Origin of the sequence: Mesorhizobium sp. B2-6-1, assembly GCF_006440475.1 — a bacterium.
Taxonomy (GTDB): Bacteria; Pseudomonadota; Alphaproteobacteria; order Rhizobiales; family Rhizobiaceae; genus Mesorhizobium.
The window spans coordinates 49,102-73,558 of the sequence record NZ_VFUH01000022.1; the positions used below are offsets into that span (position 1 = coordinate 49,102).

21 protein-coding genes are annotated in these 24,457 nt (G+C 63.4%); 4 read left to right on the forward strand and 17 right to left on the reverse strand.

Annotated features, from left to right (window positions below):
• Positions 1–21 precede the first annotated feature (21 nt).
• The 5 genes from hisD to FJ443_RS29335 all read right to left on the reverse strand — a co-directional run bounded on the left by hisD (position 22) and on the right by FJ443_RS29335 (position 6,250).
• Positions 22–1,311, reverse strand: a complete 1,290-nt coding sequence (hisD, locus tag FJ443_RS29315) for a histidinol dehydrogenase (protein ID WP_140563985.1) — start codon at positions 1,309–1,311, stop codon at positions 22–24.
• Positions 1,312–1,376: 65 nt separating this feature from the next.
• Positions 1,377–2,597 (reverse strand): sugar ABC transporter substrate-binding protein, encoded by a 1,221-nt coding sequence (locus FJ443_RS29320; RefSeq protein ID WP_224618028.1) that lies wholly within the window; start codon positions 2,595–2,597, stop codon positions 1,377–1,379.
• Positions 2,598–2,700: 103 nt separating this feature from the next.
• Entirely contained in the window at positions 2,701–3,729 is a 1,029-nt protein-coding gene (locus FJ443_RS29325; protein ID WP_181169642.1) for an ABC transporter permease, read from the reverse strand.
• Positions 3,726–4,718 (reverse strand): ABC transporter permease, encoded by a 993-nt coding sequence (locus FJ443_RS29330; protein WP_140522215.1) that lies wholly within the window; start codon positions 4,716–4,718, stop codon positions 3,726–3,728. Before FJ443_RS29330 ends, FJ443_RS29325 begins: the two co-directional genes overlap by 4 nt.
• The gene (locus FJ443_RS29335) at positions 4,715–6,250 is read right to left on the reverse strand and encodes a sugar ABC transporter ATP-binding protein (RefSeq protein WP_140556178.1); all 1,536 of its coding nucleotides are present in this window, start codon (positions 6,248–6,250) and stop codon (positions 4,715–4,717) included. The genes FJ443_RS29330 and FJ443_RS29335 overlap by 4 nt, the downstream gene beginning before the upstream one ends.
• A 641-nt stretch (positions 6,251–6,891) precedes the next feature.
• Between FJ443_RS29335 and FJ443_RS29345 the strand changes: the two genes are divergently transcribed.
• Positions 6,892–7,329 (forward strand): GFA family protein, encoded by a 438-nt coding sequence (locus tag FJ443_RS29345; RefSeq protein WP_140556180.1) that lies wholly within the window; start codon positions 6,892–6,894, stop codon positions 7,327–7,329.
• A gap of 28 nt (positions 7,330–7,357) precedes the next feature.
• Here FJ443_RS29345 and FJ443_RS29350 read toward each other — a convergent pair whose 3' ends face one another.
• From FJ443_RS29350 to FJ443_RS29405, 12 genes are read right to left on the reverse strand one after another with little or no spacing between them, the layout of a single operon-like run.
• Positions 7,358–7,612, reverse strand: a complete 255-nt coding sequence (locus FJ443_RS29350; RefSeq protein WP_140522223.1) for a cytochrome C oxidase subunit IV family protein — start codon at positions 7,610–7,612, stop codon at positions 7,358–7,360.
• A 5-nt stretch (positions 7,613–7,617) separates the two neighbouring features.
• Positions 7,618–8,259: a cytochrome c oxidase subunit 3 gene (locus FJ443_RS29355; protein WP_140666761.1), complete on the reverse strand. Its 642-nt coding sequence runs from the start codon at positions 8,257–8,259 to the stop codon at positions 7,618–7,620.
• On the reverse strand, positions 8,256–9,899 hold the full coding sequence (gene ctaD, locus FJ443_RS29360; RefSeq protein ID WP_140518010.1) for a cytochrome c oxidase subunit I: 1,644 nt from the start codon (positions 9,897–9,899) through the stop codon (positions 8,256–8,258). The genes FJ443_RS29355 and ctaD overlap by 4 nt, the downstream gene beginning before the upstream one ends.
• Positions 9,896–10,855, reverse strand: coding sequence for a cytochrome c oxidase subunit II (coxB, locus tag FJ443_RS29365; protein ID WP_140666763.1), 960 nt, complete (start codon positions 10,853–10,855; stop codon positions 9,896–9,898). Before coxB ends, ctaD begins: the two co-directional genes overlap by 4 nt.
• Positions 10,852–11,604 (reverse strand): SCO family protein, encoded by a 753-nt coding sequence (locus FJ443_RS29370; RefSeq protein WP_140518008.1) that lies wholly within the window; start codon positions 11,602–11,604, stop codon positions 10,852–10,854. Before FJ443_RS29370 ends, coxB begins: the two co-directional genes overlap by 4 nt.
• Entirely contained in the window at positions 11,601–12,101 is a 501-nt protein-coding gene (locus FJ443_RS29375) for a hypothetical protein (protein WP_140666765.1), read from the reverse strand. Before FJ443_RS29375 ends, FJ443_RS29370 begins: the two co-directional genes overlap by 4 nt.
• Positions 12,094–13,224 (reverse strand): hypothetical protein, encoded by a 1,131-nt coding sequence (locus FJ443_RS29380; protein ID WP_140518007.1) that lies wholly within the window; start codon positions 13,222–13,224, stop codon positions 12,094–12,096. Before FJ443_RS29380 ends, FJ443_RS29375 begins: the two co-directional genes overlap by 8 nt.
• Positions 13,221–13,757 carry a cytochrome c gene (locus tag FJ443_RS29385; RefSeq protein WP_140522234.1) on the reverse strand — a complete coding sequence of 179 codons (537 nt, stop codon included), beginning with the start codon at positions 13,755–13,757 and terminating at the stop codon, positions 13,221–13,223. Before FJ443_RS29385 ends, FJ443_RS29380 begins: the two co-directional genes overlap by 4 nt.
• Positions 13,754–14,281 carry a DUF3341 domain-containing protein gene (locus FJ443_RS29390; RefSeq protein ID WP_140518005.1) on the reverse strand — a complete coding sequence of 176 codons (528 nt, stop codon included), beginning with the start codon at positions 14,279–14,281 and terminating at the stop codon, positions 13,754–13,756. The genes FJ443_RS29385 and FJ443_RS29390 overlap by 4 nt, the downstream gene beginning before the upstream one ends.
• Complete coding sequence (nrfD, locus tag FJ443_RS29395; RefSeq protein ID WP_140666767.1) at positions 14,278–15,651, reverse strand: NrfD/PsrC family molybdoenzyme membrane anchor subunit; 1,374 nt, start codon at positions 15,649–15,651, stop codon at positions 14,278–14,280. Before nrfD ends, FJ443_RS29390 begins: the two co-directional genes overlap by 4 nt.
• Positions 15,644–18,619, reverse strand: a complete 2,976-nt coding sequence (locus FJ443_RS29400; RefSeq protein ID WP_140666769.1) for a TAT-variant-translocated molybdopterin oxidoreductase — start codon at positions 18,617–18,619, stop codon at positions 15,644–15,646. The genes nrfD and FJ443_RS29400 overlap by 8 nt, the downstream gene beginning before the upstream one ends.
• Positions 18,603–19,259 (reverse strand): cytochrome c3 family protein, encoded by a 657-nt coding sequence (locus FJ443_RS29405; RefSeq protein ID WP_140496135.1) that lies wholly within the window; start codon positions 19,257–19,259, stop codon positions 18,603–18,605. The genes FJ443_RS29400 and FJ443_RS29405 overlap by 17 nt, the downstream gene beginning before the upstream one ends.
• A 195-nt stretch (positions 19,260–19,454) precedes the next feature.
• Here FJ443_RS29405 and FJ443_RS29410 point away from each other — a divergent pair, with 195 nt between their 5' ends.
• From FJ443_RS29410 to FJ443_RS29425, 3 genes are all read left to right on the forward strand, one after another.
• Positions 19,455–21,923 carry a membrane-bound PQQ-dependent dehydrogenase, glucose/quinate/shikimate family gene (locus FJ443_RS29410; RefSeq protein WP_140666771.1) on the forward strand — a complete coding sequence of 823 codons (2,469 nt, stop codon included), beginning with the start codon at positions 19,455–19,457 and terminating at the stop codon, positions 21,921–21,923.
• 420 nt (positions 21,924–22,343) lie between these two features.
• Positions 22,344–23,510, forward strand: coding sequence for an HlyD family secretion protein (locus FJ443_RS29420; RefSeq protein WP_140556194.1), 1,167 nt, complete (start codon positions 22,344–22,346; stop codon positions 23,508–23,510).
• On the forward strand, positions 23,507–24,457 hold a 951-nt coding region (locus tag FJ443_RS29425), incomplete at its 3' end, for a DHA2 family efflux MFS transporter permease subunit (protein ID WP_140561462.1). The genes FJ443_RS29420 and FJ443_RS29425, both read left to right, overlap by 4 nt.

Consider the following 24,457-nt stretch of genomic DNA (forward strand, 5'->3'; position numbering starts at 1 on the left):
AAACTCCGTTGGCGCGCTGGCTTAGGCCTGGTTGCGACCTCCATAGCGGCGGACCCGGATGTTGGCCTGCTCGGCATGCCCATAGAATCCCTCGAGGACACACAGGCGCGAACAGTACTCGCCTATCATGGCGCTCGCTTCGTCGGTCAGAACGCGCTGATAGGTGCAGGTCTTGATGAACTTGCCAACCCACAAACCGCCTGTGTAACGGGCCGCCTTCTTGGTCGGCAGCGTATGGTTGGTGCCGATGACCTTGTCGCCATAGGCAACATTCGTACGCGCTCCCAGAAACAGAGCGCCGTAATTGTGCATGTTGTCGAGGAAGTAGTCCGGATCGCGCGTCATGACCTGGACGTGCTCGGATGCGATCCGGTCGGCCTCAGCGACCATCTCCTCATAGGAAGCGCAGACGATCACTTCGCCATAGTCCGCCCATGCCTTGGCGGCGATCTCGGCGGTCGGCAGGACCTTCAGCTGCCGCTCGATCTCGGTCAGGGTGTCGCGCGCGAGCTTCTCCGAATTTGTCAGAAGCACGGCGGGACTGGTCGGACCGTGCTCGGCCTGGCCGAGCAGATCGGTCGCGCAGATCTCGCCGTCGACACTGTCGTCGGCGATGACCAGCGTCTCGGTCGGGCCGGCGAACAGGTCGATGCCGATACGGCCGTACAATTGCCGCTTGGCCTCAGCGACGAAGGCATTGCCAGGACCGACGAGCATGTCGACGCGCCCGATGGTTTCGGTTCCGAGCGCCATGGCGCCAACGGCCTGCACACCGCCCAGAACGTAGATCTCGTCCGCGCCGGCCATGTGCATTGCGGCCACGATAGCCGGATGCGGACCGCCCTGGAATGGCGGCGCGCAGGCGATGATCTTCTTCACCCCGGCGACCTTGGCCGTCACCACGCTCATATGCGCGGAGGCGACCATCGGATATTTCCCGCCCGGCACGTAGCAGCCGACTGTTTCCACGGGAATGTTCTTGTGGCCGAGGACAACGCCGGGAAGCGTTTCCACTTCGAGGTCCTGGAGGCAGGCGCGCTGCTTCTCGGCGAAATTACGAACCTGGGCCTGTGCGAAGCGAATATCCTCGATGTCGCTTGCCGACACCTTGGACATCGCCTGCTCGATCTCGCTGTCGCTGAGCCGGAAGCTTGGCGGCGACCATTTGTCGAAACGCTCCGACAACTCCCGGACAGCGGTATCGCCTCGCTTTTCTATGTCGGCAAGGATCGTCTCGACGGTCGTCCGGACGGCCGCATCGCTCTGGGCGACAGCTTCGGGATCCCTGCCCCGTTTCAGAAAAGTCGGCATATTCTCATCCTTATGTTGAATCAGGTGGGCGGCAGGATGCCGTCCACCTGTTGCATTGCTGATCGTCAGGGTTTTACCGTCGGCTCGATCTTGGTGAGCTTGTATTCGTCGGCCGGAGCCTTGCACGACGAGCAGTTGATGCCGGGCGCATCGGGCGCCTGCTTCACGTCCGCGGGCAATGCCTGAATGGTCGCTCCTGGTGTTGGCTTGCCCTCGAGCGCCGACTGCAGCGACAGTTCCGGCAGCAAATCGGGATTGAAGACCTCGGTGACGAAGGAACTCGGGACCTTGTCGGACGGGAAAACATTGCACCCGTCGGCGAAGGTATCGCCTTTGCAGGGTTTTACTTGATCCGCTGGCACCCAAGGCAGCGGGTACTCGATGTTCATCGGCTTCAGGTCGCGCTTCTTGGTCAGGATCTCCATCATCAGCTTGAAGGCATAGCCTGACGTAGCAGGCGGCGAACCGGCGGACACACCCTTGAGACCCATGCCTTGCATCTTCGGGTCTGCCAGTCCGAGACGAAAACCGTCCGAGTTCTCGCCGGTCATCGGAACCAGTTTGTTGCCCTTGTCGAGCAGCGCTTGAACGGCGCCATATTCGCCTGCCTGAGCCCAGATGCCGTCAACATCGGGATGCGCAGCGAGAGCCTTGGCCGTCTCCTGCTGTGTGGTGCGGTCATCCCAGTAGGAGTAGTATTCCGCGACGACCTTGATGCCGGGATACTGGTTGAAAATGTGCATCGCGCCGTCGGTGTGGCGCTTATCCACCGAGTTGCCCGGGACGCCACGGCTCAGGAAGATCTTGCCCTTGCCTCCCAGGATATTGACCAAGGCCTGGGCGGTGTTCTCGCCGAAGCCTGCGGTGATATAGCTGACATTGTAGGCGCAAGGCTCGGTCACCGTGGCGTCGTACATGAAGAAGAGCACGCCCTTCTGGCAGCCGCGATGGACCGTGCGGTTCAGCGCCGTCGACGAGATCGGGAAGCTGATGATGCCGTCGGCGCCAGCCTGTATCATGCTTTCATAGGCCGAGATCTGAGCCTGGGGGTCGGTTCCCGAGATGACTTCCTTCAGCTCCACCGTCTTGTCGTAGGGCGGCGTCTGCGCCAACGCCTTGACGATGTTCGCGGCCTCCGACTGCCACGAATTGCCGCTGTAGCTCAGCGACAGATATATCTTGAACTTCTTGTCCTGCGCTTGGGCATGGTCGACAACCATCCCAACGCCCATGGCGGTGGCAAGCGTCAGCGACGCGGCCAGTCCCAGTCTTTTTAACAGCCTCATTTCGATCAACCTCCCGTTGGAATTTGGCCCTTGCAGGTGCCGGACCAGAGCTTGTGAGAACGTTCTCACAATTGGACAAAACGCATTTCACGCACAGGCATGGTCACTTCCTCCGCGTCAGCATTCGATTTCCGAGATCGGCCAGGAATTCACCGCGCAGCACCAGCAGGGCGGCGACAATGATTGCGCCCTCTATGACGGTGCGCCATCCTTCGTTGAGGCCGATAGCGGAGATAACGGTGCCAAGCGTCGTCAGAAGAATTGCGCCGCCAACCGTCCCGATGAAAGTTCCGCTGCCGCCGAGGATCGAGGAGCCGCCGACCACGACGGCAGCGATGGAAGGCAGCATGTAGCTGTCGCCCATCCTCAGCGTCGCCCCGTTCGAATAGCCCACCAGCATCATGCCGACGAAGCCTGCGCAAGCGGCACTGATCGCATAGGGGACGAGCTCGAGCCGATTGACAGCGACGCCGGCGATGAGAGCGGCGTTCCTGTTGGTGCCAAGGGCGTAGAGCCGGCGGCCGAGCGCAGTGAAATTCTGCAAGAACCAGCCGAACAGGATGAAAGCGACGGTGAAGTAGATGACCAGCGGCACGCCGAGGAACCATTCCTTCATCAGCCACAGCAAGGCGGACGGAGAACCGCCGCGCGGCGTCCCGCTGGTGTAGCCCAGCGCCACCGATGCCACGACGATCGAGGTCGCCATGGTCATGATGAAGGGAGGAACCTTCAGCCAGACAATTCCCAGTCCGCTGATCGTGCCGACCAGCGCGCAAATGACCAGAATGGCCGGCAGCATGTACCAGATGCCGGCATCGCCGCTACCAATCCACGTCGTCGTCAACACGCCGCCGAGCGTGATGAGGGCGGGGACCGATAGGTCGAGCCCACCGATCAGGATGACGAGCCCTTGCCCAAACGACAACACGATCAGGAAGGACGCGAGGATGAGAACCGTCAGCACCTGATCCCAGGAACCCAGCGCCGGACTGATGAAGCGCGAGCACACCACAAGCACGATACTCAGCCCAAATACGACAAGCGTATTGACCACCTCCCGGTCGAGCCTTTGCCTGCCGCGCCGGTCGGAGTTGGCCTCGAAACGCGTCGCAACGTCCTTATGCGCGTTCACCGGATCTCTTCCTTCTTGAGCAGGCGCGCCACGGCGCTGCCGAACACGATCGCAAGCACCAGCACGAAACCTTGGAATATGCCGGTGTAGAAGGACGAGACCCCACCCGAGAAAAGCACCTTCTGCAAAAGCATCAGCGTACCGGCGCCCAGGATCGAGCCAACGAGGCTGCCCCGGCCGCCACTCAACGGCGTGCCGCCGAGCGCCACTGCGGCAAAGGTGAGCATCAGGAATGGCGTGCCGGCTGTCGGATTTCCTGTCGCCGTCTGGGCGCTCAGCATGAAGCCGGCGACGCCGTAAAGGATGCCGGCGCCGACAAAGGCCGTGATGCGTACCCCTGCCACGGGCACGCCGGAGAAGCGAGCCGACTGCTCGTCGGCGCCGATCGCATAGAGGCCGATCCCGGTATTGGTCCGCCGGAAGGCAAGCCAAAGCGCGATGGCGGCAACCAGAAACAGCCCGGCGATCGGGATGATACCGAACAGGGTGTCGGTCAGCGTATAGGTGACGAAGTCGGCAACCATACCGCCAGGCGCGTCCAGGATAACCAGCGCAAGTCCCTGGCAGACGATCATCGTGCCGAGCGTCGCCGCGATGGTCTGCAGTCCAAGCCTGGCCACGAGAATGCCGTTGATTGCGCCGACGGCACCGCCGATCGCACAGCACATCAGGAGGCTGGCCAGCGCACCGCCCGGACCACCGAACGGATAGACCGCCATCAGCACATTGGTCAGCGAGACGACGCCTGCGACGGACAAGTCGAAGCCGCGGCTGATGACGACCAGCGTCTCGCCCGCTGCCGCGAGCGCCAATGGCGTCGAGTTGTTGACGAGATCGGTGAAGGTGTAGACCGAAAGCGCATCCGGTTGCCAGAACGCGTAGAGCGCATAAAGCAGGACATAGATCATCGCCACGATGCCGGTGCCGCTGATGACAGCCCTCCATAACGCGGAGCGGCGGGGCGCGGGATTTGCCTGGACCGCGGTCATGCGGCCACTCCATTCACCGCGCCCGCAGCGTGGCCGATCAGCGCGCCGACGATAGTCGGCTCATCGATGGCATCGCCCTGATATTCGGCGAAGACGCGGCCGCCATAGAGCACCATGCAGCGATGCGCGAGATGGACGAGTTCCGGCAGTTCGGACGAGTAAAAGAGCACCGAGCCGCCATCGGCAGCGAACTTCCGGATCGCCTCGTAGATCGACTGCTTGGTTCCGACATCGACTCCACGCGTCGGATCGAAAAGCAGTAGAGTGCGCGCACCCGTCATCATGACGCGCGCCAGAAGCGCCTTCTGCTGGTTGCCACCGGAAAGCTCATCGATCTTGAACTGCAGATAGCGCTCCTGCAGTTCGACCGCCTCAGCGGTTTTTTTCGCAATGCGACGCTCGCTGGCCGGCCAGACGACGCCACCCTGCGCGATACGCGAAATGATAGGCAACACCATGTTGCTGGCGGTGCTGAGGCCGGCGAAAATCCCTTCCGACTTGCGGTCCTCCGGCAGGTAGGCAAGGCCGTTGCCGAAATGGAGCGCGGCGCCCGGGCTGGCGATCTGGGCGGGCACGCCGTCGATCTCGATGCCGCCGCTTTTCGCCTTGGAGAGGCCGATCATCGTCCTGAACAGGTCGCGTTGGCCCTGCCCCTCGAGCGCGGCGATGCCGACGATCTCACCTCGCCTGACATCAAACGACACGTCGCGCAAAATGCCGCCGGAGAGGCCCCGAACGCTGAGCGCGACGGGCGCGGTGTCGGCGACCAAAGGCTGCGAGGCGGTCGTCTCACGCGCGCTTCGGCCGACCATCATCTCGAAAATGTTCTCGTCCGAAGCGCCGGACAACTCGACGGTGCCGATGCTGCGGCCATTGCGCAGGATGGTGGCGCGCGAACACAGGGTGCGCACCTCGCCGAGGCGGTGGGAAATGTAGAGGATGGCGGTCTGCAGGTTCTTCTGCCGGCGCACGAGCTCAAACAGCCATTCGACGTCCGCCAGCGCGGCCGTCGGCTCATCGAGGATCAAGAGCTTCGAGGCATGGGTGAAGGCGCGCACGATCTCAAGCCGCTGACGATCCGAAAGCGAAAGCACGCCGACGGGCGTGTCAGGATCAAAGTGGGAGAGAGCGTAGTCGTTAAGAACCTTGCCAGCTGATGCCGTGGCGGTGCGGCGCGAAACGAGACCTAGCTTGCCCTTCGGCATTTTCGGCAGCACGAGATTCTCGGCGATGCTGAGATTCGGCAGCAGGCTGAGTTCCTGAAAGGCCGTCGCCACGCCCTGCGCCCGCGCATCGATGATGCCATGCGGCGCATAAGGCTTGCCGAAGATCGACATGGATCCGCCGTCAGGCGTCACGACGCCGCTGAGGATTTTCACGAGCGTCGATTTGCCGGCGCCGTTCTCGCCCAACAGCGCATGGACTTCCCCTGGCCGCAGATCAATGGAGACGGAATCGAGTGCGACTGTGGGTCCGTAGGATTTTGCAATATTCGCGATGCGAACAGCCAGCCGGATCTCGTCGGTACCCATACCTCCTCCCAAAAGGTAAGTCCGCCGCAGCGGTGAGAACGTTCTCTGAGAACGTTCTCACTAATCCACAAGCGCCGCCGGCTTGTCAATTGTGAATCGTTCATTCCTTGTCGAACGCACCAGGCTCCCGGCCTCCGGGCGGCACTTGGCCGTCTTTTGAGTGCTCAGAAGTGGCTGAGCCGGCGCCTTTTCTGGGCGGCTGGTCGGGGGGCGCCCGCCGGGATGGATTCTGCCCCTCGGACTGATGCGTTTTCTCATTCACCTCGCCTGAAGGGCGCGTCAGGCCTTGCCCGGACGCCGGCGGCTTGTTGCCTGCGGCGTCCTGGGAGAATGAATCGGCGGGATCGCCGTCGCTCCTGGCCGGATATTTGGTGGCACCAGTCTCGCGGCGATTTTCGCTTCCAGTCATGGCCGGTCCTCCTTTGGCACAGTCATAACCTGGTTTCGACCGGCAGGTTCCAGCGGCTAGGCCGGAAGCGCAGATTTGAATCCGCCGCCGCTCCTATGGCCGGAAACCAATTTGGCGGCGCTGCGTTGACCCCGCAGGATCAGATCCCCCAACAGCTTCGGAGAAAATTCATGCTCGACCGCAGCGGAAGCGCCGTCCTGACGACCGACAGTCTCTGACAACGGGCAGCAACATGGCTCGCATCGAGCGCGGACATTGTTTCTGCGGTGCCGTCACGGCGGTGATGGAAGGAGAGCCCTTCTGGATCTGCTTCGACCATGACGACGATTGCCGGCGGGCGATCGGCGGACCGATGACCATCTGGATCGGCTATCGTCCGCACCAGGTCAAGCTGACCGCCGGGAAGCCTAAGACCTTTTCGAAGACGAAGGGAGTCGTCCGCTCCTTCTGCGCCGATTGCGGTACCTCGATCTTCTATGCCGACGAAGGCCTGCGTGACGAACTCTATGTCTCGATCGGCTTCATGGACGCGCCGGAGCGGTTTCCGCCTCAGGCACAGGCCTATTGGGATATGCGCCTGCCATTCATCGACATGGCCGACGGCTTGCCCCGCGTCGACGGCTACACGAGGCGCCGCGATCCAGCCTTGGGCAATCCGCGTGACCGTTGATGACGCGCGCCACACTAGGCCCCGCAGGCTATTGCCCGATCAGGGTCAGGCCAAAGAGAATGGCCAGCCACAGGCCCACCGCCGCGACCGCGAGCCTGGGGAGGATGCCCTCGCCCGCCAGATGCATGAACAGCAGCGCGATCACCACTGTCTTGGCAGCCGCCGCGGCAAGGTTGATCGCGGAATTGAACCCACCGAGGTCGACAAACGAAGAGCCGACGGTAAGCGCCAGCAAGGCGAGCAGCGCGAGATAGGCGAATGTGAGCTTGGCGAGGTCGCTCATCGTCGTCAGGCCCGGTTGATCAGATAGAGGACCGGGAACAGGAACACCCAGACGATGTCGACGAAATGCCAGTAGAGTCCGATCGCCTGCACGCGGCGCGCCCGGCTCGCCTGCGCGGTCCTCGGCCAGAGCAACAGCATGCCGGCAATCACCGCGATGCCGCCTATCAGATGCAGCGCGTGCAGCGATGTCATGGCGAAATAGAGCGCGAAGAAGAATTCGGCATGGGCCGGATCTGGGCCTGCGAAGCGGAACGGCGCGCCGAGCACCGGCGCCAGGCCCTCGCTGAATTCCTTGCTGTATTCGACGGCCTTGATCACCAGAAAGATGCAGCCAAGCAGGCTCGTGGACATCAAGGCCCAGAGGGCGGGCCGCCAACGACGGGCAGCCGTGAACATATGGGCAAGCGCCATCGCGAAGCTGCTGGTGATCAGAACCGCCGTATTCAGCGTGCCGAGCGGCAATGACAGATGTTGCGACGCCGCGGCGAATGCCGCGCCATAGCTCAATCGGGCGTAGAGGAACACCAGCACGATCGCGCCGAACAGCATCGCCTCGGAGCCGATGAAAATCCACATGCCGAACGCATCGGCCGCCTTCTCGCGGGCCCGTGTATCGAAGGCAATGCTTTCGGTCGGCCCGCTCATGAGGCTTCGTCCCTGTGCGGGCTGAACGTCTCGTGCCTCAGGCCTTTCATGGCATAGTCATAGGCCGGCCGCCTGACCACGGGCATGGTGTCGAAATTATGCGGGGGCGGCGGCGAAGCCGTCTGCCATTCAAGGCCGGTCGCGCCCCACGGGTTGGCCGGCGCCCGCGTCCCGCGAAACAGCGACCAGCCGAGATAGAGCAGCGGCATAAGATAGCCGACGGCCAGAACGACCGCGCCGGCAGAGGACAATACGTGCCAGAACTGAAACTCCGGCGGATAGGTGTGATAGCGCCGCGGCATGCCGAGAAAACCGAGCACGAATTGCGGGAAGAAAGTCAGGTTGAAGCCGAGGAAGGTCACGGTCGCGGCGATGCGGCCCCAGGTTTCGGAATAGACGCGGCCGGTGATCTTCGGCCACCAGAAATGCAACCCCGCCATGTAGGCCGTCACCATGCCGCCGACCATGATGTAATGGAAATGCGCCACGACGAAATAGGTGTCATGAACGTGGACGTCGACGGCGAGAGCGGCCAGGAACAGGCCGGCCAGTCCCCCGAAAGTGAACAGCGCCAGGAAAAACAGCGCATAAAGCATGGGCGTCTCGAAAGTGATTTCGCCCTTGCGCAGCGTCAGCGTCCAGTTGAACACCTTTATCGCCGAGGGGATCGCGACGCAGAACGACAGGAACGAGAACACGATGCCGGCATAGGCCGACTGGCCTGATACGAACATATGGTGACCCCAGACCAGGAAACCGAACACGGCAATCGCCATCGAAGACATCGCCACCGCCTTGTAGCCGAACAGCGGGCGCTTGCTGAAGCAGGGCAGCACTTCGGAAACCACGCCCATGCCGGGCAGGATCATGATGTAGACCGCGGGATGCGAGTAGAACCAGAACAGATGCTGGAACAGCAGCGGGTCGCCGCCCAGAGCGGGATTAAAGATGCCGATACCGAAGGCACGCTCCAGCACGATCAGGATCAGCGAGGCGGCCAGCACCGGCGTCGCCAGCACCATGACCAGCGCGGTCGCATACATCGTCCAGACGAAGATCGGCAGTCTGAACCAGGTCAGCCCCGGCGCGCGTAACGTGTGGACGGTGACGATGAAGTTGATGCCGGTCATGATCGTCGAGAAGCCGACGATGAAGACACCCAGCGCGGCCATCGAAACGAAGCCGTTGGCATAGAGCGTCGAGAGCGGCGTGTAGAAGGTCCAACCCGTGTCGACACCGCCGGCGAGCACCGCGGCCAGGGCAAAGGCGCTGCCGAAGATGAACACGTACCAGCTGGCGAGATTGAGCCGCGGAAAAGCGAGATCGCGCGCGCCGATCATCAGCGGCAGCAGGAAATTGCCGAGCGTCGCGGGGATCGACGGCACCAGGAAGAACCACACCATGATGATGCCATGCAGGGAAAACAGCCTGTTATAGACATCGTCCGACACCAGATCGCCCGCAGGCGACGCGAGTTCGATCCGGATCATCACGGCAAAGGCACCGCCAAGAAAAAAGAACGCCGTCAGCGACATCAGGTAGAGCCAGGCGACGCGCTTGTGGTCGGTGGTCAAGAGCCAGGCGGCAGGTCCGGCCTCCCCATGCAGATAGCTCGAAGGCGCCAAGGCTTGCCTGCTCATTGGGTCGCCCCGCTTTCCCTGGTTGCTCGCGGCGACAGGGATTTGAGATACGCCAGCAGCATCTGTAGCTCCTGCTCGTCGACAAGGCCGTCAAAGCTCGGCATCACGGGTTCATACCCGGCGGCGATCTCCTTCTTCGGATTGAGGATGGAATCGCGCAAATAGCGGTCGTCGGCAATGACGGTCTGTTGATTGTCCAAGACCACCGGCCGTCCGAAGACCCCAGCCAGATCCGGCGCCCTCACCTTGCTGGAATTGCCATGGCAGCCGGAGCAGCCGAGCGCGCGGAAGAGTTTTTCGCCGTCAGCCGCAAGCGTTTCACCCTGGCCCTGGTTGCCCAGCCACGCCGCATATTCTTGCGGCGGCATCACGGTCACCCAGCCGCCCATCTCCGAATGCTGGGTGCCGCAATATTGCGCGCAGAACAAATGATACCGCCCGGGCTCGCTGGCGATGAACCAGACATGCGTGGTGCGCCCCGGCACCGCGTCCTGCTTGACCCGGAAGGCAGGTACGAAGAATGAGTGGATCACGTCCTGCGATGCCAGCGACACGATCACCGCCTCGCCGACCGGCACATGCAGTTCGTTGATTTCACGCTGGCCGCCAGGATGACGGAACTCCCACATCCATTGCTTGCCAAGGCCGGTGATCTCGAGTGCGTCAAGCGGCGGGTGCTCGCGGCGCAGGAACAGCACGGCTCCCCATCCGAAGATGGTGAAAGCGATCAGCAGGCTGGCGACTGTCCAGGTCACCTCGAGCGGCGTGCTGCGCGCACGCTCCCCCGTTCGCTCCACCTCGGAACCGGCGCGATATTTGATGGCGTAGAAAACGACCAGGCTGGTCAGGAAGACGCCCAGCGCGACGGTGAAGGCAAGCAGCACGTAGAACAGGGCGTCGACACTGCCGGCAATCGAGGAGGCCTGCGGCGGCGTAAAAGGGATGCCGAACGTCAAATCGGCCTCCTTCGCGACAGAACGAGGATGGTGGCGCCAAGGCCAAGCAGCGTCGCCATGCCAGTCACCTTCACGACTGCCCAGACCGCTGGCGTGTACTGGCCCTTTGATGCATCGAAGCCGGCACACAGCAGAAAGACGTGATCGGCGATGGAGCCAAGCCGCCCGGCCGACGCCTCGACCAGGGCAAGCCTGAGATCTCGCGGCTCGAAACTCAGCGCCGGAAGTACTTGCGCGATGCGGCCTTGCGGCGTCAGCGCGATGACCGCGATCGGGTGGACATATTGCGAGATCCGGTCGCGCCGGTCGAATGTGATGCCGGCCTCCACGGCAAGGGCGGCGCCAGCGCCATCCTCGCTGGTCAAGAAGCGCCACGCGGACAACCCTGCCTGACCGGCGGACCGCCCGACTTCGGCTTGGATGGACGCCGCATCCGCGACGGTCTCGGAAGCATCTATCGAGACGAAGAGAGCGTGGTAGGTCGCGGGATCGAGGCCGGTCTTGTTCAGATCCGAGGCAACCGCCTGCTGGGTCACGCCGCAGAGGTTGGGGCATTTGTCGTAACCGAAGATGAGCAGCGCCGGCCGCCCGCCGAGAATGCCGGAAAGCGTCTGCCGTCCGCCCGAAGCCTCGCGGAAGACTGTGTCGAGGCTGAGCTGCGCGCCGATCTGCGGTTCGAAAACCGGCCGCGCGCGCACGCTGGCGGTCATTGCAGCCAGGAGCACGAGCGGCAGGACCAAACGCCTCATGGCCTCGCCCCCATGGCCGGTGGGGCCTGGCCCTGCTGCGGCGCCCTGGCGTTTGGCTGCGCCGCGTCCGCTCGGGCGCGGCAAATGCCGGCCTGCGGCGCGCGCGGAACCTGGCCTTCGAGCAAGGCGCAGTCCTCACCGGCCGCAGCGGGCGTTACCGCCTCCGGCAGTCCCTGCGCGGCGATCAGCTTCATGGCGTCGTCGATCGGAATGCGCGCGATGCCACCATTGCGGTCGACCCATGCAAGCATGCCGAGTTCACGATCTTCCTGCTGACGGAACGCGGCAAGATCGGCCCCGGGGAAATCCTGCAAGGCGGGACCTGCGGCGCTGCCGTTCATCTGCGTGCCCGCAAGTGGCCAGAACGGGGCCGTATCGAAAATCAGTCTCAGCCCAAGCGCGGCGAGCGCCAGGAAGACAAGCAGGCCGAGGCCAATGAGCACGAGCGCCCTCGGCCAGACATCGCGTGTTTCGGGATGACGCACGACCTTAGCCACGGGCCAGCCTCCCGCGCCAGACGACGATGCGATCAGGCCTGGTCCAGATATAGACGAAGCACCCGAACCAGATGCCGCCCGCGCCGACCATTGCCGCGAGGTCCGGCCACGACACTCCTGCACCGAGGGCGGACAAAGCCGGCCGGACGCGCCAGGCGACATCGGCGAAATGTCCGGCCAGCAGGAACGCGCCGAGCCCTATCAGGCCAACGCGGCTGCGCTTGACGGAGCGGTTCAGGAAACCGGCGAAGGGCAAGGCAAATTGCAGCGCGATCAGCAGCCAAAGCAGATACTGCCAGCCATTTCGACCACGGATGACATACCAATGGATTTCGTCGGGCAGGTCGCCGCCCCAGACGACCAGCCACTGCATGAATGCCAGATAGGCCCAGATGAGCATGAAGCCGAACATCATGTTGGCGAGGTCTTCGCCGAGCGCCACGTCCTCCTCGCCACCCGGCGCCGACTCGATCGCACGGCCGGCCGAGAGCACCGCCAGCGCCAGCCCGCACACGCCGACGACCTCGGCCGCCGCTTCGAGCATCGCATAGATGGTGGAGGAAAAATCCGGCTCTATCGACATCATCCAATCGATGGCAAACACCGTCACGGCAAAGCCGTGCGCGACGAGCCCGATGGCGTAGCCGCCGCCGGTCCTGCTTGCGGCCGAACCGGGCGCCGTCCAGCCAAGTACAAGCCAGGCCAGCGCCAGCCAGACGACAGCATAGACGATGAAACGAACGACGAAGAATGGCACGTTGAGATAGGTCATTTTCTGGCGCACCGCTTCCGTCAGCGCCGGGTCGGCTCCTGCCCAGGGAAAGACCAGATCGAGCCGCGCAAGCACCGGCAGCATCAACAGCAGCGCGACAGGCAAGGTCGCGACGGCGGCCCGCAGCGGCGGCCGCAACGCGTCGCCCCAGCGCCCCCCGGTCAGGCCGTGCACCATGAGCAGGGTCATTGCGCCAAGCGGCAATCCGAGCAGGAACACCGCCGTCATCAGCCAGCCGGCCAGTGTCGCGCGCGGGGCGACGAACAGCCCGGCCGCGCACAGAGAGAGCCCTGCGGCGGCGGCTGCGAGCAGCAGGACGAGGTGGTCGTCGGGCCGGGCGGCGCGCTTCATCGTGCCGCCTCGGCATCGAGTTTCGCGCGAAGGGATTCGGGCAGCGTGCCGGCCGCAGCATGTCGCGAATATTGCAGCGCCCGGATATAGGCCACGATCGCCCAGCGGTCCCGCGGCTCGACACGCGCGGCATAGGGATACATCGCACCGTAACCGTCGGTGATGACGTCGTAGAAATGCCGGTCCGGCGCCTTGCGCAGCGCATCTTGATGGTAGGTCGGAGGCGGCGGGAAACCACGCCTGACCACCATCCCGTGCCCGTCGCCGGTGCGGCCATGGCAGGGAGAGCAGAATATATCGAAGCGTTGCTGCCCACGCTGAAGCAGCGCCATGGTGATCGGGTACGGGAATTTGTCCGGCGTCGCCGCCAGGTCGGCGTCGCGCGTCACCGTGCCTTCGACCGGTGTCCTTGCCGACATGCCGTCGGCGAACTCTCTGCTGGTTTCGAGCGGATCGTAGCGAGGCTGGTCGGCCATGTCCTGCTTGCAGGCGCCGAGGAGCAGGCAAACCGGCAAAAGCAGCCGCGGGTTCATATCGCCACCTCTTCGACCGTCTCGGCGCCAAGCCGTGTCAGCTGCCCCTTGGTGACGCCCTTGCGGTATTTCGGGTCGGTGGCCTCGATCAGCAGGTAGAACTTGCCGCCGCTCGCGTAGGTGAAGCTCTCGGCGTTGAAGACGGGGTGATAATATTGCGGCAGCCGGTTCTCGGCCAGCATGCCGAAGAAGCCGGCAAACACGCTGGCCAGGATCGCGGCTTCGAAGGCGATGACCGTGAACGGCGGCCAGGAATGCAGCGGCCGGCCGCCGACATTGACCGGATAGTCGATCTCGACGGAATAAAGGATCAATGCATAGACCAGCACGCCGCCGGCGACGCCACCCGCCAGCATGACCCATGGCAGCCGTGTCTTTCGCATGCCCAATATGTCTGTCAGGCCGTGCACCTCGAACGGCGAGAACGCATCCATATGCCGGTACCCCTTGTCGCGCATCGCTTGCGCCGCCCTGGTCAGCGCATCCGGATCGGCGAAAGCCGCGATGACGCCATGGACGCTCATGCCGCGCCGCCTTTCTGCTCGGCCAGTTCCTCGACCTCGAAGATGGTTATCGCCGGCAGGATGCGGATAAACACGAAGACCAGCGCGAAGAAGGTGCCGATCGATCCGAGCAGGATGCCGAAATCGAGCCAGGTCAGCGACTGCTCGCCCCAGGACGACGGCAGGTAGTCGCGGCTCGGGCCGGTCACCACGATGATGTAGCGCTCCAGCCACATGCCGATGTTGATGACCAGAGCGATCGAAAACAGCAGCGGCATATTGGATCGCACACGGCGAAACCAAAGCAGTTGCAGCACCGCGCAATTGCAGAAGAGCATGGTCCAGAACAGCGGCGCATAAGGGCCGACGGCGCGCTGGACCATCATCGCGCGCTCGTAAGGCTCCCCCGAATACCAGGAGAAGAACGCTTCCGATGCATAGCCGTAAATGACGACCGTGCCGGCCGCGATCATCAGTTTGGCGGCGTTGTCCATGTGGCGCGGCGTGATCAGGTCTTCCACAGCGAATGCCCAGCGCAAGGGAATGGCTATGGTCAGCACCATGGCGAAGCCGGAAAGGAGCGCGCCGGCGACGAAATAGGGCGGAAAGATCGTCGAATGGAAGCCCGGCGTGATGGCGAAGGTGAAATCGAGAGCGACGATCGAATGAACCGAAACGACCAGCGGTGTTGCGAGTGCCGCCATCAGGAAATAGACCGTTCGGTATCGCGCCCAATGATAGGCCGAGCCGCGCCAGCCAAGCGCGAGGACGCCGTAGAAAAGTTGCCCGCCACGCGACTTCGCCCGGTCGCGCAGCACGCCGAGATCAGGCAGCAATCCCGTGTACCAGAACAGCAGCGAGACGGTGGCGTAGGTGGAAATCGCGGCGAAGTCCCAGACCAGCGGGCTGCGCCATTGTGGCCAATGCATGTGGGTGTTGGGCAGGGGCAGGAGCCAATAGAAGAACCACGGCCGGCCAAGATGCAGGATAGGGTAGAGGCCGGCCATCGCCACGGCAAACAGCGTCATCGCCTCGGCGAAGCGGTTGATCGAGGCGCGCCAGGGCTGGCGCAGCAGCAGCAGCACCGCCGAGATCAGCGTACCGGCATGGCCAATGCCGATCCACCACACGAAACTTGAGATCATCGTGCCCCAGACCACGGGAATGTTGACCCCATAGGCGCCAACGCCGACCGAGACCAGGTAGGTGATGGAATAGAGGAACAGCAATACGAAGGCGAAGCAGACGAAGAACGCCGACCAGAAGAACCGCGGCAACTTCCCTTGCAGGACCACCGCGCTGATACGGCCGCTGATCTCTGGAAAATCGTGACGCCCGCGCAGCACAGGTGTCATGCCTTTGCTCGTCCTGCGGGCGGCCACGTCAGCCATCGCCGCCCTCCGAGCCGGATGTCGCGGCGAGCCTGTCGTTAGGGTTGCTGACCTTGCCCAGATAGGTGGTGCGCGGTCTTGTGTTCAGTTCTTCGAGCAGCGCGTAATTGTGTGGCGAGGCCTTTTCCTGGACGACCTGCGAATCCTTCCTATTGAGATCGCCGAAGGTGATGGCCTGTGTCGGGCACGCCTGCTGGCAGGCGGTGACGATCTCACCGTCCTCGATCTCCCGGTTCTCGATCTGGGCGCGGATCCGTTTTTGCGAAATGCGCTGTACGCAGTAGCTGCATTTTTCCATGACGCCGCGCGAACGCACGGTGACATCGGGATTGTGGACGGCCTGCTCCGGTCCCGCGCTGTCCTTGTCGAACTCCTGGTACTCCAGGAAATTGAACCGCCGCACCTTGTAGGGACAGTTCTGCGAACAGTAGCGCGTGCCGATGCAGCGGTTGTAGACCTGCGCGTTCAGACCGTCATGCGTATGGATGGTCGCATTGACCGGACAGACGACCTCGCACGGGGCCTTCTCGCAATGCATGCACGGCACCGGCTGGAAGAACATGTCCGGATCGTCGATCCCGCCCGCATAGTAGCGGTCGACGCGCAGCCAGTGCATTTCGTGGCCGAGTGCCGCCTCGTCCGGCCCCACCGTTGCGATGTTGTTCTCGGCCTGACAGGCCGACACGCAGGCCATGCAGCCGATGCAGGCCGACAGGTCTATCGACATGCCCCAGGCTTCCTGGTCATAGCTCCAGTCGGGGTAGAGCGATTCCACGGGCGCTGGGGGCGCGTGGGCGCGCACGAAATGGGGATTTGCCCTGAACGCATCGAGCGAAGCATGGCGGATGATCGCCCTGCCCTCCATCGCTTGATGATGCTGGGTCGTGACTACACGCGCCGAACCGCCGCGCGGGCTCAGGACGACATCGTCGGCAAACCATGGCGCATCGCTGGTCCGGATCGCGAAGGCGTCGTAGCCGCCTGCGAGTGCCGCCACCGAGCCGGCCTTGCGTCCAAAACCGAGCGACAGCGTCACTGTGTCGTCAGGCTGTCCCGGCGTGATCCAGACGGGTGCGTCCAGCGTCCTGCCGTCCCGCGCCAAGTTGACCACCTGCCCGTTTTCGAGCCTCAGGCGCTGCGCGGTGGCTGGCGAGACCAGCGCCGCATTGCCCCAGACGAGCTTGCTTAACGGCCGGGGCAATTCCTGAAGCCAGGATGAATTGGCGTGGCGGCCGTCGCGAAGCCAGGGATCGGCGACGAAGCGAACCTCCAACCCTTTGGTGGCGGCATTGGGTTCCGAGCCATCGCTATCCGGCGGTGCCGAAACGGCAGCGGGACCAGCAGCAGTGTTCGGCACGATGCCGTCGCGCAGCGCCTTGCGCCAGGCCACCTCGTCCATGGCGGCCCACGTCCGGCGCACCGGTGCCTGCGCATTGGCGCCGAATTCACCGCCCAGCGCGGCAAGCAACTGATGCAGGCTCTTGCCACCGAACAGAGGCTCTATGAGCGGCTGCACGATCGAGACCGTACCGTCATAGGCCCGGATATCGCTCCAGCTCTCCAACTCGTGCGCGGCTGGGATATGCCAGCGAGCCAGAAACGCCGTCTCATCGCGGTAGAGCCCCCAGTGGACAAGAAGCTTCAGGCTCGAAAAGGCCTTCCGCGCATCGATCTCCGATGGTGCCGTGTGCAGGGGATTGGCGCCGAGCACGACGACCTTGTCGACCGAACCACCCGTTATGGCCCGGCAGAGCGCGGCAAGATCGCCATCCGCCGGCATGGCATCAGGCGGCTCGATCAATTGCAGCGTGTTGCCAAGGGCACCAAGCCTGGCGTTCAGCGCGAAGGCCAAGGCATGCACGAACGGTGCCTGGTGCGCTCCGGGCACCACAAGCGCATTGCGGCCGGCGCTGCGCAGATCGTCGACAAGCGCGTTTATCCATTCCGGATCGAGCGGCGACAAGCCGACCGCGGCATTGTCGCCATCAAGGGCGGCCTTGATCGCCGCCGCAACGCTTGCGACGGCGCTTGGCCTGACGGCATGGCGATGGTCGGCGGCAGCACCCGTGATGGTAGGAGTCGTCTCGACGACATAGAGGCGGCTCATCGTGTCCGTCGATTTGCGCACCCGCCGCCGCTGCGCGAAATCACGAGCATAGGCCAGGCGCCCCGGCCCATCGCCCAGGAAATCGGCATCCAGGCTGACGATCACATCGGCGCGGTCGAAACGGTAGATCGCCGTCAACGGCCTGCCGAACAATGTACCCGTTGCCTGTTCACCGGAACTGGCCGCAAGCGGATCGTGGCGGAAGACGCGAAGTCTGGGATAGCGCGCCCTCAGCGCCGCGATCTGCGCCTTCGTCGTCGGCGATGTCGTCGCCTCGAGCAGCAGTGCCAGCCCTTGCCCGCCTGAAGCGAAGAATTCACCAGCCAGTCCGGCGATATCTTTCAGGAACTCATCGTAACTTGCAGGCTCGCCCAGCTTGAGCGGCGTGCGAGATCGCTCGGGATCGAACAGCGACAACACCGCCGCCTGCATGACGGCATCGGTGGCGCCGCGCGATGCCGGATGATCCGGGTTGCCCTCGACCTTTGTCGGCCGGCCCTCATGGCTCTCGATCACGGCTCCGATGCCGTAGCCGTCGCTGGAGAGGGCTGTCGCGTAGTAGAGCGGCCGGCCGGGAATGATGTTCTCCGACTGGCGGACATAAGGCACGATGCTCTCGGCCTCGCTGCAGGCGGCCAGTCCGGCCAGCGACAGCGATGCACCCATCAGTTTCAGGACGGTGCGCCGGTCGAAGCCAGGCTGAAGGCGATCGGCCATCGCGGGGAATTCCGCCTCCACAAAGCGCTGGAACTCCGCCGTGTCAGCCAGTTCGCCCATGCTTCGCCATGGCTCGCGCCCCGCCGCGGCGAGCCGCAATGCCGCAAGATCGAAAGCCGGATTTCGGTCAACGGTGGCAGACATAGCAATCCGTCATGGTCTCGGGATGAATGTCGAGCACGCCGATCAGGGAACGCCGGATCTGCTCGATGTCGTCAGGCGGCTTCCAGTGCATCAGGAAAACGTCCCGCGGCGGGCGAAGGTTGGGACCTGGGTCCCGGTGGCAGCCAAGGCACCATTCCATCGACAATGAATGCGCCCGTCGCGTCAGCGGCATGTCGTCGACCGCGCCATGGCAGGTCTCGCAGGCGACGCCCTTCGCGATATGGATGGAGTGGTTGAAGTAAACGAAATCCGGCACCGAATTGACCCGCTGCCATTGCAGCGGCTGTCCCGAAGCGAGACTTGCGCGCACCGGCGCCAACATCTCGGCATTGGTGAAGAGCTGCGAATGACAGGTCATGCACACTTCTGTCGCCGGCAGCCCCGCCGAGGCTGATGTCTCGACCCCGTTGTGGCAATAACGACAGTCCAGTCCGATATCGCCGACATGATGCTTGTGGCTGAACGGAACGGCCTGGGCCACCGGTTGCCCCACGCCGGTAACGAACCCTGAACGCAAAAACGCCGTGCCGCCGACGGCCGCCAGAAGCGCGAAACAGCAAACACCCCACAGAAAGAAGCGGGCAATCCCATTGGCGTTGCTGGAAAAGACCTGCGGCATCCTCGCCGATTTTTCGCTTGGAACAAGCTTTTGGATCGAGCGCCTAACGGCGGCAAAGCGACAAAGGTTCCGTCGGCGCGGAATGCTCACAAAATGGTGAGTTAGGAGCACCCTCGAAAACCGCGGCCGATCGCAACCATGCGGGACGGCCAGCGTTCGAAACAATCATGAGCCTGTCGTAATGGAAATGCTGTCATGACTTCTGCCAATCCGAATCTCGCCGACAGGCGTCGCTCCGGCGTCGCCTTCTGGTGGACCATGTTCGTGGGTGTGCTGCTGGCAATACTTGGTTTGCTGATCGGCGCAGGCGGCGCCTGGCTCATCGCGCTGGGCGGCTCCTGGTACTATTTGCCCACCGGAGTGGCTCTCCTGGCGGCGGGTGTTTTGCTTTTGAGCGGCAATGCCGCCGGAGTCTGGCTCTACGTGCTGACCTGGATCGCGACGCTCGCCTGGGCTTATTGGGAAATCGGCATGGACGGCTGGGGGTTGATGCCCCGGGTGCTCGCGCCGACGGTCATCCTGATCTTCGTTCTTTTGACCTTGCCTGCCTTTCGCGCCGGGCACGCGAAACGGGTTCGCGACCGCGGCTGCGCAACCGCATCCGCTGCCCTTTTCATTGTCGGCTGCGCGATCGGGCTTCAGCATTTCACGCCCTCGGCACAATCCCAGGAGGCATCCCCGGTTACCCCGGTCACGCCACCCGCCGCAGGAAGCGCATCTGGTCAGTCTCCGGTCAGCCCTCAGCCCGATGTCGCGATACACCAGGCTGGACCGAATTGGCCCGTCTATGGCGGCTCGGAACTTGCCACCCGCTATTCGCCTCTCAAACAGATCACCGCCGACAACGTCGCGAAGCTGACCAAAGTTTGGGATTTCCACACGGGCGATATGCCAAGCAAGGCGGCGACCGACAAATACTCCCCGGAAAACACCCCCCTCGAAGTGGACGGGCACCTGTTTGCATGTTCGGCCAAGGGCATCGTCATCTCGGCCAACGCGGCAACCGGCAAGGAGGAGTGGCGCTATGATCCGAAGGTATCCGACGCCGCCATCCCATACGGCGCCAGTTGCCGGGGCGTCGCCTACTACGCCGTTCCAGGCGCAAGCGCCGATCGACCATGCGCAACACGCATCTTGTGGGGCACGCTCGATGCAAGGCTGATTGCCATCGACGCCAGGACCGGGAAGGCATGTGGCGATTTCGGCCAGCAGGGCGTCGTCGATCTCACCCAGGGGCTCGGCAAGACCGTGCCCGGCTGGTATTCGGTGACGGCGCCTCCGACCGTCGTGCGCGGCATTGCCGTGCTTGGCGCCCAGGTGCAGGACGGCCAGGCCGAGGATGCGCCGTCAGGCGTCGTGCGCGGCTATGACGTGATGTCGGGGAGACTGGTCTGGGCTTGGGACATGGGCCATCCGGACCGCACGGGCGCACCGCCCCAGGGCGATACCTACACGCGCGGCACGCCGAACATGTGGACCGTAGCCGCCGCCGATCCGCAGCTCGGCTATGTCTTCCTGCCGCTCGGCAACGCCGCCGTCGACTATTACGGCGTCGATCGCAAGGACCTCGAAAACCAATACAATTCCTCAATCGTCGCCATCGATGTCACGACGGGCAAGCCGGTCTGGCATTTTCAGACGGTCCATCACGACCTTTGGGACTATGACCTCGGTTCGCAGCCGACACTCGTCGATTTTCCGTCAGTCAATGGAAAGGTTCCCGCAATCATCGTGCCCAGCAAGCAGGGCCAGATCTATGTGCTCGACCGCAAGACCGGAAAATCGCTGTTCCCGGTCGAAGAACGGCCGGTGCCGTCGGGCGGCGTCGAACCAGAGAAATTGTCCAGGACGCAGCCTTATTCCGGTTATGCGCATCTCGACCAGCCTGTGCTGACCGAGAAGGATATGTGGGGCATGAGCCCGCTCGACCAGCTCTACTGCCGCATCCAGTTCCGGCAGGCTTCCTACCAGGGCGAATATACGCCCCCCACGGTGGACAAGCCTTTCATCGAATATCCCGGCTACAATGGCGGCTCCGACTGGGGAAGCGTCGCCGTCGACACCGATGCCGGCATCCTGGTCGCCAATTACAACGACATGCCCAACTATGATCAGTTGATACCGCGCCAAAAGGCGGACCAGATAGGCTTCAGGTCGATCGAACAGGGCGGCGCTTCGAAAAGGGCCAAGGACATGGGTGACCCGCAGATGGGTTCGCCGTACGCCATTGCCGTCAACGCGGGCTGGCGCCTCTCGACGGGGCTGCTTTGTTTCGAGCCGCCTTACGGCCATATCCGTGCCATCGAGTTGAAGACAGGCAAGACGCTCTGGGACAAGCCGCTCGGCGAGGCGGTCGAGAATGGCCCCTGGCGCATCCCGTCCATGCTGCCGCTGGATATCGGCACGCCAAACAATGGCGGGCCGCTCGTGACCGCCGGCGGCCTGATCTTCATCGCGGCGGCGACGGACGACAAGCTGCGCGCCATCGACATCAAGACCGGCAAGGTGGTCTGGCAGACGGATCTGCCCGCTGGCGGCCAGACCACCCCGATGACCTATGAGGTCGGCGGCCGGCAATATGTCGTCATCGCGCCCGGCGGTCATCATTTCATGGAGACGAAGGTCGGCGACGACGTGATCGCCTATGCGTTGCCGGCCGACTGATGGCGCGCCCGGCGTGGCCCGGACTGGCTTGCGCTTGTCGGCTGGCAAAGCGTGACCCCGGCCGTCAGCTCCCGTGATTTCTGGGGAACCTTGCCGGGATGAGCAGGTTTAGCTGCCTGAGACACTCCAAATTCGTCGGAAGGAGCAGCTCATGAGCAACGATCCCGACAAGGAGGGGCCTGTTTTTCCGCAGAGGATGCGCGGCAAGGCGAGATTATCCTGCGAACGCGAACGCGCCGTATCATCTTCATTGCGGGACTTGTCGGCATCGTGCTGGTGATGATGTTGCTGCACTTCGCCTAGCGCGGCCGGCCACAAACCCTCAATCTGAAACAGGAACTTTTTCGGACGCGGGTCCGTTGATTTACGTCCTTCCAGTACGCGGCTTTTGCCGCACCAACCCTACCGCGGACCGCTAACGTGGACACGAATTCTCCAGACGTCGCACCGGTCGACGAAAGACCTCAAACAAAACGTCGCCCCGATGCACGACCGAAGCGCGCCTCGTCGCGCCCACAACCGAAACAGGACCTCGATGCTTCCGCCGGGAACAAAGAGGGCCTGTTCGGCTCGCTCAGGCGGCACCCCTACGTCACCGCGGCGGTCATCCTTGTTCTGCTGCTGGCATCGGCCGCAGCGATAATCTGGTGGCTCCAGGCGCGACAGTATGAATGGACCGACGATGCCTTCATCGACGCCCGTACCGTAACCATAGGTGCCGAAATCGCCGGCCGCATCACCGATGTGGCGGTGACCGACAATCAGAGCGTAAAGGCCGGCGATGTCCTGCTGCGCATCGATGACAGGGATTATCAGGCATCCCTCAAGCAGGTTCAGGCGCAGGTGGCGCAGGCCGACGCCGAAACCGCTGACATCGCAGCCCAGATCGAAGCGCAGCAGGCCAAGGTGGACCAAGCCCAGAAGCAGGTGTCGCAAGGCCGGGCAGCGCTTGATTTCGCGAAAGCCGAAAATCAGCGCAACAGCGAATTGCTTGCCAAGGGAACCGGAACGCTGCAGCAGGCGCAACAGGCTGCCTCGACGCTTCGCCAGGCCCAGGCGACGCTCGACAGCTCGCAGGCGAACGTCGTGGCGGCCCAGAGACAAGTCGCCGTCCTCGAGGCCCAGCGCAAAAGCGTGGCGGCAAAACTCGACCAGGCCCATGCCAGCGAAGAGCAGGCCCGCACCGCGCTTTCCCGCACCTCGATCACCGCTCCGGTGGCCGGACGGGCGACGAACATATCCGCCGCCGTGGGCGCATATGCCCAACCGGGGCAAGTGCTGATGATGTTCGTGCCCGAGGACGTGTGGGTGAAGGCCAACTTCAAGGAAACACAACTCGACCTTATGCGGCCTGGCCAGCCCGTCGAGATCGATATCGACGCCTACCCGGAGCAGACCTTCAGGGGCCACGTCGACAGCATCCAGGCCGGCAGCGGAACCGCTTTCAGCCTGCTGCCCGCAGAGAACGCGACCGGCAATTTCGTCAAGGTGGTGCAGCGCGTGCCCGTGAAGATCGTCTTCGACAAGAAGACCGGCCTGCTGCTCGGGCCCGGCATGTCCGTCGTGCCGACGGTCAAGGTGCGATGACCGGCCAGGCGACCGCGCAAGCCGGCGAAAGCCGGTCCGCCGCGGGCGGGCGCAATCCCTGGCTTATCGCCATCGTCGTCTCCATCGCCACCTTCATGCTGGTGCTCGATACGTCCATTGCCAATGTGGCGCTGCGCAACATAGCCGGCAGCCTCGCGGCCGGAATGGACGAAAGCACCTGGATCATCACCACCTATCTGGTCGCCAATTCCGTCATCATCCCGATCAGCGGCTGGCTCGCCGGCGTGATCGGCCGCAAACGCTACTACATGATCTGCGTCGCTACCTTCACCCTCGCGTCGCTGCTCTGCGGCCTCGCGCCGAACCTGGAAATGCTGATCCTGTTTCGCATCCTTCAGGGGCTGGGCGGCGGTGGGATGGCGCCCAGCGAGCAATCGATCCTCGCCGATACTTTCCCGCCCGAAAAACGCTCGCAGGCCTTCGCGCTCTACGGCATCGCCGTCATCGTTGCACCGACGGTCGGGCCGACCATCGGCGGCTGGCTGACCGACCATTTCTCCTGGCATTGGATCTTCTTCATCAACGTGCCCTTCGGCATCATGTCGTTGGCCCTTGTGCAATGGCTGCTGGTCGAACCAGACGTGCTGGAGCGCGAGCGCCAGGAGAGGCTGAAGGATGGCCTCAAGATCGACTGGATCGGCTTCATCTTCGTCGTGCTGGCGCTCGGATCCCTTGAGATCTTCCTTGACGAGGGCCAGCGCAACGACTGGTTTGCGTCGGGCTTCATCACGACATTCGCCGTGATCTCGGCCGTCTCGTTCTTTTTCCTGATCCCCTGGGAGTTTCGCCATCGCGATCCGATCGTCGACATGCGGCTGGTTTTCACCCGCCAGTTCGGCACATCCTTCCTGGTGATGATGGCGGTCGGCGCGGTGCTGTTCAGCACAACGCAGATATTGCCGCAGCTCCAGCAGACCACCTTCGAC